11 protein-coding genes and 1 pseudogene are annotated in these 11,671 nt (G+C 69.2%); 7 read left to right on the forward strand and 5 right to left on the reverse strand.

Annotated features, from left to right (window positions below; genetic code table 11):
- Positions 1-8 precede the first annotated feature (8 nt).
- On the reverse strand, positions 9-572 hold the full coding sequence (locus ACFOSH_RS43465; protein ID WP_378247658.1) for a hypothetical protein: 564 nt from the start codon (positions 570-572) through the stop codon (positions 9-11).
- A 686-nt stretch (positions 573-1,258) separates the two neighbouring features.
- Positions 1,259-1,648, reverse strand: a complete 390-nt coding sequence (locus tag ACFOSH_RS43475) for a hypothetical protein (protein ID WP_378247574.1) — start codon at positions 1,646-1,648, stop codon at positions 1,259-1,261.
- 222 nt (positions 1,649-1,870) lie between these two features.
- Here ACFOSH_RS43475 and ACFOSH_RS43480 point away from each other — a divergent pair, with 222 nt between their 5' ends.
- The gene (locus tag ACFOSH_RS43480; RefSeq protein WP_378247576.1) at positions 1,871-2,332 is read left to right on the forward strand and encodes a DUF6292 family protein; all 462 of its coding nucleotides are present in this window, start codon (positions 1,871-1,873) and stop codon (positions 2,330-2,332) included.
- A gap of 38 nt (positions 2,333-2,370) precedes the next feature.
- Here the strand turns inward: ACFOSH_RS43480 and ACFOSH_RS43485 are convergent, their stop codons facing one another.
- The 3 genes from ACFOSH_RS43485 to ACFOSH_RS43495 all read right to left on the reverse strand — a co-directional run bounded on the left by ACFOSH_RS43485 (position 2,371) and on the right by ACFOSH_RS43495 (position 4,859).
- Complete coding sequence (locus ACFOSH_RS43485) at positions 2,371-3,888, reverse strand: wax ester/triacylglycerol synthase domain-containing protein (protein ID WP_378247578.1); 1,518 nt, start codon at positions 3,886-3,888, stop codon at positions 2,371-2,373.
- Entirely contained in the window at positions 3,888-4,136 is a 249-nt protein-coding gene (locus ACFOSH_RS43490) for a hypothetical protein (protein WP_378247580.1), read from the reverse strand. The genes ACFOSH_RS43485 and ACFOSH_RS43490 overlap by 1 nt, the downstream gene beginning before the upstream one ends.
- Positions 4,137-4,736: 600 nt before the next feature.
- On the reverse strand, positions 4,737-4,859 hold the full coding sequence (locus ACFOSH_RS43495) for a hypothetical protein (protein ID WP_378247582.1): 123 nt from the start codon (positions 4,857-4,859) through the stop codon (positions 4,737-4,739).
- A gap of 128 nt (positions 4,860-4,987) precedes the next feature.
- On the opposite strand from ACFOSH_RS43495, the gene ACFOSH_RS43500 reads away from it, so the two are divergent.
- The 6 genes and pseudogenes from ACFOSH_RS43500 (at position 4,988) to ACFOSH_RS43525 (ending at position 11,609) form a co-directional block, all read left to right on the forward strand.
- Entirely contained in the window at positions 4,988-5,437 is a 450-nt protein-coding gene (locus tag ACFOSH_RS43500; protein ID WP_378247584.1) for an SRPBCC family protein, read from the forward strand.
- A gap of 464 nt (positions 5,438-5,901) precedes the next feature.
- Positions 5,902-6,519 (forward strand): annotated as a pseudogene (locus tag ACFOSH_RS43505) (asparagine synthase-related protein); the annotation flags it as partial.
- Between the two features lie 377 nt (positions 6,520-6,896).
- A complete protein-coding gene (locus tag ACFOSH_RS43510; RefSeq protein WP_378247586.1) occupies positions 6,897-8,867 on the forward strand; it encodes a phosphopantetheine-binding protein in 1,971 nt (656 codons plus the stop codon).
- Positions 8,864-9,937, forward strand: a complete 1,074-nt coding sequence (locus ACFOSH_RS43515) for a saccharopine dehydrogenase NADP-binding domain-containing protein (protein WP_378247588.1) — start codon at positions 8,864-8,866, stop codon at positions 9,935-9,937. The genes ACFOSH_RS43510 and ACFOSH_RS43515 overlap by 4 nt, the downstream gene beginning before the upstream one ends.
- Positions 9,934-10,680, forward strand: a complete 747-nt coding sequence (locus tag ACFOSH_RS43520) for a class I SAM-dependent methyltransferase (RefSeq protein ID WP_378247590.1) — start codon at positions 9,934-9,936, stop codon at positions 10,678-10,680. Before ACFOSH_RS43515 ends, ACFOSH_RS43520 begins: the two co-directional genes overlap by 4 nt.
- Positions 10,680-11,609, forward strand: a complete 930-nt coding sequence (locus ACFOSH_RS43525; protein ID WP_378247592.1) for an NAD(P)/FAD-dependent oxidoreductase — start codon at positions 10,680-10,682, stop codon at positions 11,607-11,609. The genes ACFOSH_RS43520 and ACFOSH_RS43525 overlap by 1 nt, the downstream gene beginning before the upstream one ends.
- The last annotated feature ends 62 nt before the right edge of the window (positions 11,610-11,671 follow it).

Genomic DNA, 11,671 nt, shown 5'->3' on the forward strand with positions numbered 1-11,671 from the left:
CGATCTGCTTAGCGCAGGGGTGTGCTCGGGCAGGGGAGGTCGTTCCACACGCTCCTGAGCCGCGCGCCGGGGTGCCAGAAGTTCCCGAGTGCTCCGGTGATCCGTAGCTCCTCTTTGGCGCCGAGCCTCGCCCGCCAGAGCTGAATCAACGCTTCCGCCACTTTGCCGCGTCCGGTCTCTTCCCGAGACGAGTCCCGCACGTGATAGCGCAGACGGTAGTCACCCGGCAACAGATCCACGGGGCCGGCCAGCGTCTGTGACCAGTCCAAGACCGCGGCCAGCCCGGTCGCGGACCAATAGCCGAGTTCGATGACGTCGTCGTAGGCCTCGACCACGTCGTCCGGCTCACCCGGGTGGATCTCGGTGACGACCCGCACCCACTCGGCGGTCCACGGCACCTGCAGTTGCAGCTTCCCCCTCGACGCCGTGACCATCCCGGTCCAGGTCGAGAGCCCGGGGTTGATCAACGAGGTGTTCTCGCTGAGGTAGAAGTACGGGTATTTCGCATCGAGTACACAGACGACCCGATCGGGGTGCGCTGTCGTGACGTCGCCGGTTGCCATGGTTTTCATGTCTACTGTGTCCGATCTTTCGGCACAGCACCCAGGAAACGGCTCGGGACTTCCGTCAGCGAAAGCTGCCCGAAGCGCTCGGACTTGAACTTGGCGCCCGAGCCTTGGTGGCGCGCTGGGCGGCGGCGCGGGCCTTCGCGTTGACCGCCTTGTTGTACGCGAACCGGGCCATCGTGAACGCCATTCCCCACAGTTTTCCAGTCGGGTCACTGAAGCTCGCCGGGCTGTTGTTGACGTAGGCGTTGAGCTGTGCGGGTTGTCGGCGTCCAGGACGGGGTCGACGGAGGTGAACCGGCCCGTGTCCGGGTCGTACTGCCGGACCCCGACGTTGACCAGCCCGCCCGGTTCTCGTGCGCCCATCTGGAATCCGTGGTCGTTCGGCCACGCAGCGGCCTGGCCACGTACTTCGCCGAACGGCGTTTGCCTGCGCTGCACCACTTCCTGCGACTTCTCGGTGACCGCGGTGTGCGCGGCGCCCTGTGTGTCGGACAGGAACAGTGTGGTGCCGGCCGGGTCCGTGCGGACGATCCGGTTGCCTTCGGCGTCGTCGACGTAGGTCGTCGTGCCGGTGCGATCGGCGGTGGAGACGAGGTTTCCCTCGGCGGCCTCAGGAACGGGGCAACTACCTATCGAACCCGGGGCTGTCGTCTGCCATGAGCACCCTGGCGCGACCCTCCGGGACGCGGTCAGGTCCTTGTGCTGTCGGCCGGATGCTCGGTTTGGAGCCGGGGTTCTGGTAGCGGGGTCATCCGGTCGGGCATGTGCGCGCTCAGCGCGTCGCCCAGGGCAGTGACATCGGGGTCGCGTAGATGAAGCCAGTAGCACGCGTCGAGCAGGGCGGTCCAGGCGGTACCTCCTGCCTGTACCGACTCGTCGGTGCCCCATGACCGTAGCGGGGAAAGCGCCATGGTGTTTCCGGCTTCGTCGACGTGGCGGATCTGACTGGAGCGGATCGCGGTGATCAGATCATCGGCCTGGGCGTAGGAGAGCCGGATCGACTGTCGCGGTGCCCCGCACGCGGGTATCAACAGCCTCAGCCCGCCGGCAGTGCGACGAATGTCGATCCGCGTGGACATCGAAAGTTCCTCTCTGAGTGTCGTGAACCCTAGGTAAATCGGCTCGTCGGGTTCGTGACACGACCCGGACTGGCAACTTTCACCCGGACGAGACCCTTGCCGTCGGGTGGTGCTCTGGGGCGATGGGGTGGATCGATCAATGTCCGCGGGGCGTGTGGTGCGGGCGTAGCATCGATCGGCGCGGCACGGTTACCGGCTGGGGTGGAGGAGGCGACTCGGTCGATGGATCTCGATGAGGAGGCGGCCCCCGCACGTGGCCTGCGCCGGTATGTGGAGCGGGTCGGGGCCGCGGTCGGGGCGGGCGCGGATCTGGTGGTCTGGATGCTGGATGTTCCCGCGGCCGCCTATCTGCCGCTGGCCGGGCGGTTGCCGGGGTTTCCCGGAGTGGATCTGGCGTTGGTGTGGGACGAGCAGGTCGGCTGGGCCGCCGCGATCGAGGCCGATTCCGGGTTTGATCTGATCGAGGTCAGCTATCTCGCCGGGGATGTCCTGCCGGAACCCGCGCAGGTGGCCCGGTTCGTTGCCGCGCTGCTCGGTGGCGGGAGACCCGGCCAGCCTGGCCGGGTGGTGTTGCGCGCGGTCGAGGACGCCGATCTCGACCGGCGCCTGGCGCGCTACGCCCAGCCAGGGCTGAACGTCCCGTGGTCACTGAGCAGCGGGGGAACAGGGCCCGTCCTGTCGTGACGACGACATCCGCATCACCGCCGAGACTCCACAACGCGTCAGTCGGCGGTGTCCGCGAGCTCGGTCAACGCCGCTGGGATGGCTTCGGCAAGTTTGTCCAGGTCAGGTACCGTGTCACGGTCGGCGTGCAGTCCGATGTGGACGGCGCCGTTGTGGTGGCACAGCGCTATTCCCAGAGCATGCCCGGGGGTGAGCGGCACCAGCGGGTATACCTCGCCCACGGCGGCGCCGCCGATAGCGGCGGACACCGCGGGCAGCCGGACTGTGGTGACGACCAGGTCGAACAGGACCTTCGCGTGCCGGGCGGCCAGCGGGGTCAGCACGCGGTGCGCCGCCGGCGGGACCGCGTGCGCGAACAGGGCCATCGCACCTGCACCGCGGCGCGGTCCGGTGGCCTTGTTCGCCTGCATCGCGGCCCGTACCACGGCCAGCCGCACGGTGGGATCCGGCCGGTCGACGGGCAGGTCACACAGGTAGCCTGATACTTGATTCGCACCGCCGGTGCCGCGGGAGCGGGGGCGTTGGTCGACCGGGATCAACGCCCGCACCCGGGCCTTCTCGGCCGGTTCGCCGCGGCCGGCCAGCCAGGTCCGTAACGCACCTGTGAGTACGGTGAGCAGCACGTCATGGCTGGTGCCGCCAAGGCCATGCCGGACCCGGCGGATGTCCTGGTCGTCCAAACGGAGCATCCGCACCAGCCTGGCCCGTGGCTGCCGCAGCCCCCTCAGCGCGGTGAACGGTGACCTCTGGGGCAGGGGGAAGGGGATCGCGGACGCCGGTGCGGACAGCGGTGAGCGTGGCGCGGGCCATCGGACCTGGCGGGCCACCGCGACAGCGATGCCGGTTCCGGCGTTGAGCCGCGCTCGAGCCTGGCTGAGTGTGTTGGCCGGGTCGCGGACTGCGACCGTCGCCCAGGACACCGCGGTGTTCGCGGCCAGGGTGGCGGTCGAGATCGCGGCGCGCAGCACGCGTCCGGGGCGGGCCGATGACACCGGGCTCGGCGATGGGCCCGGTGGGGTGTTCCCGCTCTCGGCGGTGTGGATCGCATGGGCTGCAGTGGTGTCGAGCAGGGACATGCCGAGGCGGATGGCGCCTGCTCCGTCGCAGAGGGCGTGGTGGAGGGTGACCAGCACCATGATCCGGGCTCCGGCCGGATCATGGTCGAGGCCGCCGAGCACATGCAGCGCCCAGGGCGGACGTGTCAGCTCCAGTGGCCGGCGCATCAGGTCCCCGGTCAGCGCGGTCACCGCGCCCCACCCGCCACCGGCGGGGAGCTGGTGGGTGTGTACGTGGGTGTGGACGTCGAAGCCGGGATCGACGGTCCAGGCGGCGCCGCCCGGCGGGGACCAGGTGGAGGTGATCCGTTGCCGCAGTCGTGGCACCCGCGCGGCCCGCGCCGCCAGCACGGCGGCCACCCCGCTCACCGTGGGCGGATCCTGGCCGGGAGCGGCGGCCAGGGTCAGGAGTGCACCCAGGTGCATCGGCGCGGCGTGCTCGAGTGCCAGGAAGGCCACATCCAGCGGTGAGAGTCGTTCGGCAGGTTCGTGGTCCGTCATCACAGGTCGGTGTCCTTGGGGCGGTGGGCGTGGCGCCCGGCGGGTGTGCGGGGAGCGGGTACCTCGGTCGCGGGCAAGCCCAGGCAGGTCAGGCGTACTGGCACACCGTGCCAGTAGGTCGGGATCGGATCCGCAGCCCTGCGGTCGGTGACCCACACGTCGATCACCGGCCCGTCTGCTGCGGCACCCGGTGTCACGCCGATGACCCCACGCAACCCGCCGAGCCGCTCGATAGCGGAAGCCAGCACTCCATCAGTCGATCCGCGCGGCATCATCCACTGGGCGAAGGAGCCGGCTCTCATTGGCCACTCGCGGACACGCCGAGGTCCGGTCGCCGGCTGGGCCGACAAACACCACGGCTGGACAGGCCGGTGAGTACGGTGTCCGTCAGCAGACGCCCGAGCGCCGCACCCAGCACCACGAGTGTCACCGTGCCCAGTCCCACCGCCACCGTCAGCAACACTCCTCGGCCAAATGCGCGGTGCCGCACGGGCATGAGCCTGGGCGCCGACGGCATGGCGCCGGCCCGGACCGGTCGCCCGGCATCGGCCGCTTTGATGTCCACGGCGGTCGGGTCCGTCCCGATGTCCGCTCCGGGGGGATGGGCTGGGGCGAGGGTAAGCACCATGTGGAGTCTGGTGGCAACACCCCGGCAGCGGTATGGGGGCACGTCGATCGGGTGGCGATCTCCACCCACCCGAGGAGGCGGAGGGAATTCGGCTGGCCCGCCGGGCCTTGACCGCGAACGCGACGCCTGTAAAAGAACACGCCCACGCGCTGCTGGTACCGGAAACACGAGTCAAACCGGACACAGGACCTGCGGGCGGTCCTGACCATTCAGGAGTGCTTCAGCTGACGATGTCGGTCCGGGTCTCCACCGTGGTGTCGTGCTCGGCGGCGAGATCGACCAGGTCGGCCGGACGAGCAGCATGTAGCTCCGCTTCGTCGGCGCGACCGGCCTGCCCGGTCACCCTGGCTTCGACACGCTGGGGTGATCTTGGGGCCGGTCGTCGTGTCGGCCACCTCTTCGCGGCGCCTGTGTGCGCCACGATCGTCTGCCGTACCCGGACACGATGAGCGACGACGAAGAGGGGCCTACATGGTGACGACGGAAGAGCAGACCCGGTCGAGTATCACGATCGCTGCGGCACCGGCGGTGGTGATGGCCGCGATCGCCGACTTCGAGTCCTACCCACGATGGGCAGCTGAAATCACCCACGCCGAGGTCCTCGAACTCGACACGGACGGCCGGGCACACCGGGTACGGCTGCACCTCGACGCCGCGGCTATCCGAGACGAGCAGATCCTGCGCTACCGGTGGGATGGCGACCGGTCGGTGCGGTGGACGCACGAATCCTCCCGGGTACTGCACAGCCTCGATGGCTCCTACACCCTGACGACCACCGACACCGGGACGTTGGTGACCTACCGGCTGAGCTTGGTACTGAAGGTCAAGGTGCTCGGCGTTCTGCGCCGCCAGGCCGAACGAATCATCATCGAACGCGCCCTTGCAGGGCTTGCCCGTCACGTCATGACCCCGGCCTCCTAGCACTGGCCGGCGCCCCACACCGAGGGACAACGGCTGGAGCCGATCGCGGCCGCGCTATCACGCGCGCCGCGACGCTGGTTCTGCGATCACGGGGTTTCACGCGTTATGAGTGAATTCGGCGAGTTCGCGAGGCGGTATCGGCCGCTGGCCCATCGACCGGAGTAACCGTCCGACACTCTGCGGCGCCAGTCGTTGCCGGCGTTGCACGCCTGCGCGCGATTCCGGCTGTGGTGGTACTGCGCGGAGACTGCCGAGCGGCTGGGTGATCTCGCCGCACACGTTGCCGACGCGAACGAGGAGGTTTACTCACCACCGGCCGCGAGCGGATCAACCCGGGCCCGGAGCGTTCGAGGTGCACCGCAATCGCACCTGAGTACCACTCTCCACGAGAGCTTGAAGCCTCGGCACTCCCGTAAGTTGTTCTGAGCTTGCCACCGGCGGCTCGAATCCGAGTCCTACCACACAGTCAGAACCTCTTCGGCGGGCACCGCTGGTTTCAGGCCGAGGCCGCAGCTTCTTCGGGTACCTTCCCCTGGTTGGAACGGATGAATCTCACCAGCTGTTGGTCGCCTCATCTCACCAAGGAGTTCCGCCGTACCCTCGATATACCGGGCTTCGTATCCGATGAGAACGGTCTGCCAGCTTCACCTGACCCGGTTCGTACGGATCTTGCTGGACCGCAAGGACCGCTTCGATGACTGTTGGGCTCGAAGTGCGGGTACCGTTCTGCGACCACCGAGTACGTCTACAACACACCGTGGTCGCTGAAGACGTTCGACGGCAGGGAAAAGAGCCTGCTGCGGCACGCCACGAAGCATGTCCTGCCGGCGTCGGTGCATGACCGGGTCAAGAGCCCGTATCCGTCCACACAGGACCCCGGCTACGCGGCTGCCCTGCAGCAGCAGGTCAAGGAGGTACTGACAGAACGAAACCATCCAGTCTTCTCTCTGATCGAACACAGTGTGATGCGGCGGCTCTCGGAACTGGCCCCGGCCGAGGTGACCCCGGTCGAGCGCATAGGACTGGACCGGATGCTGGACCTCTACCACTGGTACGAGCCGCACTCGCCCGAGTTACGACTGGCCCGGCTCGCGGTCACCGGCGATGGAAGTACCCCATCGCCGCCACCTGTCCGCTCGAACAGGTTCGCGGGGCCTGCACGCGATTGACCGAACGGCACACTCACGGCAAGATCGTTCTCCGGCTTCGCTGATCCACCCGCCGGGTCGGCCCCTTCGGGTTGCCACGATCCCGGACACCCTGGCCTGAACTGGTGAGATCCCGCCACAGCCGAGCGACTCACGAAACAAGGCACATCTCACAGTATCGATAACGATAGTCGTTTTCGTGTAGGTTCCAGGTGCCTGCCCGCCACAGGGTCCCTGCCGAGCAACCTCGTGTACGCGCGCTCTTCGCGGCCGGCCGTTCTCACCAACCGACCCGCGAGGAGCCGCAGACCGTGACCACGCCCGCAGACGCTTCGACCGACGTCCTGCCCGCCCTGACCCGCATCTGGGCCGACCTTCTCGATCTCGGCGACCGGCCGATCGACCCGGACACGACCTTTTTGCGACTGGGTGGCGATTCGGTGCTCGCGGTGCGCATGGCGGCCCTGCTCCGCAAACACCTCGGCGTAGTGCTCGCGCTGTCGGACATCGGGGTCGAGACGACGCTCAACGAGCTGGCGGAACTGGTGCGCCGGCGGACAGGAGCCGGCGACACGACCCGGGCCCTGCCTGTCGAACTCCGCAAACAGACGGATCCGCACGCCTCGTTTCCCCTGCGCCCGTTGCAACAGGGTTACTTCGTCGGCCAGCAGGACGGCTGGGAGCTGTCATACGAGTCGGCGCATTTCTACGTCGACGTCAGGCTGACCGACATCGACGGTGACGAAGCCGAGGACTCGCTCACCGACGCGCTGCACAGGCTGGCGGCGCACCAGCCGATGTTGCGCGCCCGTGTCACCGCGGAGGGCGAACAGTACGTGCTGCCGCAGGACGCGCCCGGCGCGGTGCCCGTCCCGCGGGTGTACGACCTCCGCGACACGGATCCGGGCACCGTCGAATCCATATTGGACCGAGTGCGGGCGGAGATGCGTTCCACCGGACCGGATCCGGTACGCGGCTCCGGCATCGACGTCCGGCTCAGCCTGCTGCCGGACGGAAACGCGCGGCTGCACACGAGCATGAGCCTGCTGGTGTTCGACGGCTGGTCGTCCACGCTCCTCTTCCGCGAACTGGTCGCGCTGGCGGCGGACTGGAACGCCGTGCTGCCCCCGCTGGGCATGGACTTCGGCGATTACGTAACCTCCGTCGCGAGCCTGCCCGACAGTGACGAGTGGAAAGCCGACCGATCGTGGTGGTGGTCACAGCTCGACACGATGCCCGAGCCACCCGCGCTGCCGCTGATCCGAGACCCCCGCGAAGTACACGCCACCACCATGGAGACCAGGGAAGCCCATCTGCCGGCGAGCCGGTGGGCTGCGTTGCGTGACCGGTGCGCGGCACGGGACGTGACACCGTCCACCGCACTGTCGACGGCGTTCGCGGTGGTACTGGCCCGCTGGGCCGGGCACCGGCGGATGCTGCTGAACTCCTTGCAGCTCAACCGCTTGCCGCTGCATCCCGACGTGCACCGGGTGGTGGGCGCGTTCTCCGCCACCATGCTGCTGCCCACCGAGCTCACCGAAGGCGCGACGTTCGCCGAGCTCGCCTTGGCCGCGCAGAAACGGTTCAGCGAGCATTCGGCGCACAACCTGATCACCGGTGTCGAGGTGTCGCGGGAACTGGGCCGCCGGCGTGGCACCCACCGGCCAGTCGCACCGGTGGTGTTCCAGAGCACCTTGAGCATGGACGCCGCGGTGGGCGTGGCCCATCCCGAGTCCGCCGGACCGCTCGGCGCGCTCGACTTCGGCGACTTCCATCACCAGTTGCGGACACCTCAGGTGGCGCTGGAAGCCCGTGTCTACGAACTCCGCTCGGAACTGGCGATCGTGTTCTCCCTCGTCGAAGAGTTGTTCGAGACCGCGCAGGTGGACGCGGCGTTCACCGAACTGGTCGAGCTGGTCGGAACCTTGGCCGACGGCGACGGGTGGGACCGGGAAATCGACCTGCCTGCCCCGGCGGAAGCCACCGGTTCGGGCCTGCTGCTCGGCCGCTACGACGACACGGATCGCGTGGTGCCCGAAGGGCCGCTCTCCTCGACGTTGGAGGAGGTCGTCGCCGAGTCGTGGGAGGACTTGCTGGGAGTGCCGGTGCTGGACCGTTCGGCCCGGTTCTTCGCGCTGGGCGGGGATTCCCTCTTGGCGGTGCGAGCGCTGGGACGGCTGGCCAAAAGCCTCGGGACCCCCGTGCCGGTACGGGAGTTCCTCGACGACCCGACGGTCGCCGGGCTGGCGGCGGCGCTGGCCGCGCACGGTGCGACAGCGTGAGCGGAGTGATCGGTGTCCTCGGCGGCGCGGGCACAGTGGGCCGGGTGGTCGTGGACCGGCTCTCCGCGGCCGGTCACGCGGTGCGGGTCGGCGGCCGTGTCCTGGACCGGGCGCGGGCCGTCCCGGGCGCGTCCGAGGCACTCGCGGTCGATCTCGGCGAACCGGACGCTCTGCGAGCCTTCAGCTCCGGGTGTTCGGTCGTCGTCAACTGCGCGGGTCCCTCGTATCGGGTGCTCGACGTCGTGGCGCGGTCGGCACTGCGCGCGGGTGCGGGTTACGTGGACGCGGCCGGCGACGCGGTGGCTTTGGACGCGCTGACGACCGGCGCGCCGCCGGAACTTCGGTCGCTGCCCGCGGTCTTCTCGGCCGGTTTGATGCCCGGCCTGTCCGGGCTGCTGCCGAGAGTGCTGGCCGGGACCGGCTCGATCGGGCGGCTGGACGTCTACGTGGGCGGTTCGGTCGAGATCAGCGCGCTGTCGGCGGTGGACACGCTGATGACCCGGGGCCCCCGGTTCGGGCACGCCCTGGCCGGGTGGCGGGACGGCGCCATGGTCGAACACGCGCTGAACCCGCTCCGGTCGGTGTCCCTGCCCGGCTTTCGAGGCCGGGTGCATGCCTGGCCTTTCCTGTCCACCGAGGCGGTTTCGCTGGCGGCCGCGCTGGACGTGGCCGAACTGCGCAACTACACCGTCTACGCGACGCAGAACCTGCCGGAGGCCCTCGCCGAGGCCTGGGCCGCGGGCGGCCCCGTCGAAGACCACGTGGACGCCGTCGTCGAAGCGGCCCGGCGTGACGTGGCCGAATGCGGACGGCACTACGCGGTGCTGGCCCACGCCCGCCCACCGGCGGGCTCCGGCGGCACCAGCAGACGGGTGTTGTTGCGGACGGCCGATTCCTACGAGCTCAGCGGCGTGGTCGCGGCGTCGGCCGCCGTGGACCTGCTCGCGGGGCGGGTACGCCCGGGCGCGCATCACGCCGCCGAAGTGCTCGACCCCCATCGAACGGCGGCCGTACTGGCGGCCGACCCCCTGGTGACGACACTGGAACTTCCCGAGGTGACCCCACGATGAGCCCTGAACCGATCGTCACCGACACCACCGGCGCCGCCGGGTATGCGGTCAACGCCCAGTACTACGACCTGATCTTCCCCACCGCGCACCGCGACGCCCTCCGGTCGGCCTTGACGGCACTGCTCACGGACGTCCGGCGAGTAGTGGAAATCGGCTCCGGGACGGGCCAGTTCACCGAGACCCTCCTGGCGAACCTGCCCGAAGGCGGAGAGGTGTACGCCGTCGAGCCGGCCGCGGTGATGCGCGCGGCCCTGACCACCCGGTTGGCGGCCCTGGACGCTCCACCGGTGACGGTGCTGCCCGAAGACGCGCTGCGAGCGGAGGTTGAGGGGACCCTGGACGCGGTGGTGCTGCTGAACGTTCTGACGCACTTCTCCCCCGCGGATCGCCGGACGCTGTGGGCACACTGGATTCCCAGGCTCTGTCCCGGTGGTCTCGTCGTGGTGGACGTGCCGATGCCGCGTTCCGCGGTGGCCGTACCGGCGAGCACGATCCCGGGCCGTGTACTGGGGCGCCGCCGGTACGACACGGTCGCCGGAGCGACCGTGGACGGCGACGGTCTGTTGTGGACGATGACCTATCGGGTGCACGAGGGTGACCGGCTCGTGTCGGAGGACGCGGTGTCGTTCCCCTCGTTCGTGGTGTCCGAAGAGACGCTGAACACCGAACTCCTCGACGCGGGCTGCGAACCGGTGGACGGTCCGCCCGCTGGAGTTCTGGTCTGGCGAAAGGGAGAGCACTGATGTACGACGTGATCGTGATCGGCGGAGGACCGGCCGGCCTCAGCGCGGCGCTGGTCTTCGGCAGGCAACGGCGCTCGGTCCTGGTGGTGGACGGTGGGAAGCCGCGCAACGAGCGCGCTTCCGAAATGCACATGTACCTCAGCCGTGACGGCTTCGCTCCTCAGGAGCTCCTGGCCTTGGGCCGAGAGGAGCTCGCCGCGTACCCGGGTGTGGAGGTGCGGACCGACCTGGTGGTCGCCGCCCGTGGCACCAAGGGGGACTTCGAGCTGGAGCTGGCCGGGCGCGGAACGGTACGGGCCAGGCGGATCGTCCTGGCCACGGGGCAGGTCGACGAGCCCTTCGACATCCCCGGCCTCGCCGAGCGGTTCGGGCGCAGTGTGTTCCACTGCCCGTTCTGCCACGGCTGGGAAGTACGTGACAAAGCGCTGGCGGTGGTGGCCCACGAACCCGCACAGGCGATGCTCGCGCTCTACCTGGCGGACCGGTTCAGCGAGGACGTGGTGCTGTGCACCGACGGCGCGGCGCCGCTTCCCGAGCGGATCACCGTGACCGCGGCCGAGCGAGGTGTTCCGGTCGTGGACAAGAAGATCGCGGAGATCACCGGGACACCCGGCGACTTGACCATCCGCTTCGCCGACGGCGACGAGGTGCGCCGGGAAGCGATCTTCCATCGCGCGCCCAGCGGACGGCAGTCGGCCTTGGCCGAGCAGCTGGGCTGCGAGATCCTTCCCGACGGCACGGTCAAGGTCGACGAAACCGGGCTGACCACCGTGCCGGGGGTCGCCGCGGCGGGCGACATGGCGAAACTGCCGGGCCTGCCCGACGCCACCACGCTGGTCGCGCTCGGTGCCGCCGACGGGGTCAGGGCCGCGGTCTGGATGGACGGCGATCTGTTCCGGTCCGGACTCGGCCCCGCCTTCGGCTCCTGAGCGCGTCTGATTAGCCGCTGTTTGTCCGAGTTCCCAAGTACATGAAGGCCCCCTTCCTTGCG

The sequence above is a fragment of the Amycolatopsis speibonae genome, from assembly GCF_042647925.1.
GTDB classification, from domain to species: domain Bacteria; phylum Actinomycetota; class Actinomycetes; order Mycobacteriales; family Pseudonocardiaceae; genus Amycolatopsis; species Amycolatopsis speibonae.

Bases quoted from the DNA above. Each gene is read 5' to 3' on its own strand.
- ACFOSH_RS43480 (WP_378247576.1), top strand. From the start codon at position 1,871: ATGGATCTCGATGAGGAGGCGGCCCCCGCACGTGGCCTGCGCCGGTAT.
- ACFOSH_RS43465 (WP_378247658.1), bottom strand. From the start codon at position 572: ATGAAAACCATGGCAACCGGCGACGTCACGACAGCGCACCCCGATCGG.
- ACFOSH_RS43525 (WP_378247592.1), top strand. From the start codon at position 10,680: ATGTACGACGTGATCGTGATCGGCGGAGGACCGGCCGGCCTCAGCGCG.
- ACFOSH_RS43475 (WP_378247574.1), bottom strand. From the start codon at position 1,648: ATGTCCACGCGGATCGACATTCGTCGCACTGCCGGCGGGCTGAGGCTG.
- ACFOSH_RS43485 (WP_378247578.1), bottom strand. From the start codon at position 3,888: ATGACGGACCACGAACCTGCCGAACGACTCTCACCGCTGGATGTGGCC.
- ACFOSH_RS43520 (WP_378247590.1), top strand. From the start codon at position 9,934: ATGAGCCCTGAACCGATCGTCACCGACACCACCGGCGCCGCCGGGTAT.
- ACFOSH_RS43500 (WP_378247584.1), top strand. From the start codon at position 4,988: ATGGTGACGACGGAAGAGCAGACCCGGTCGAGTATCACGATCGCTGCG.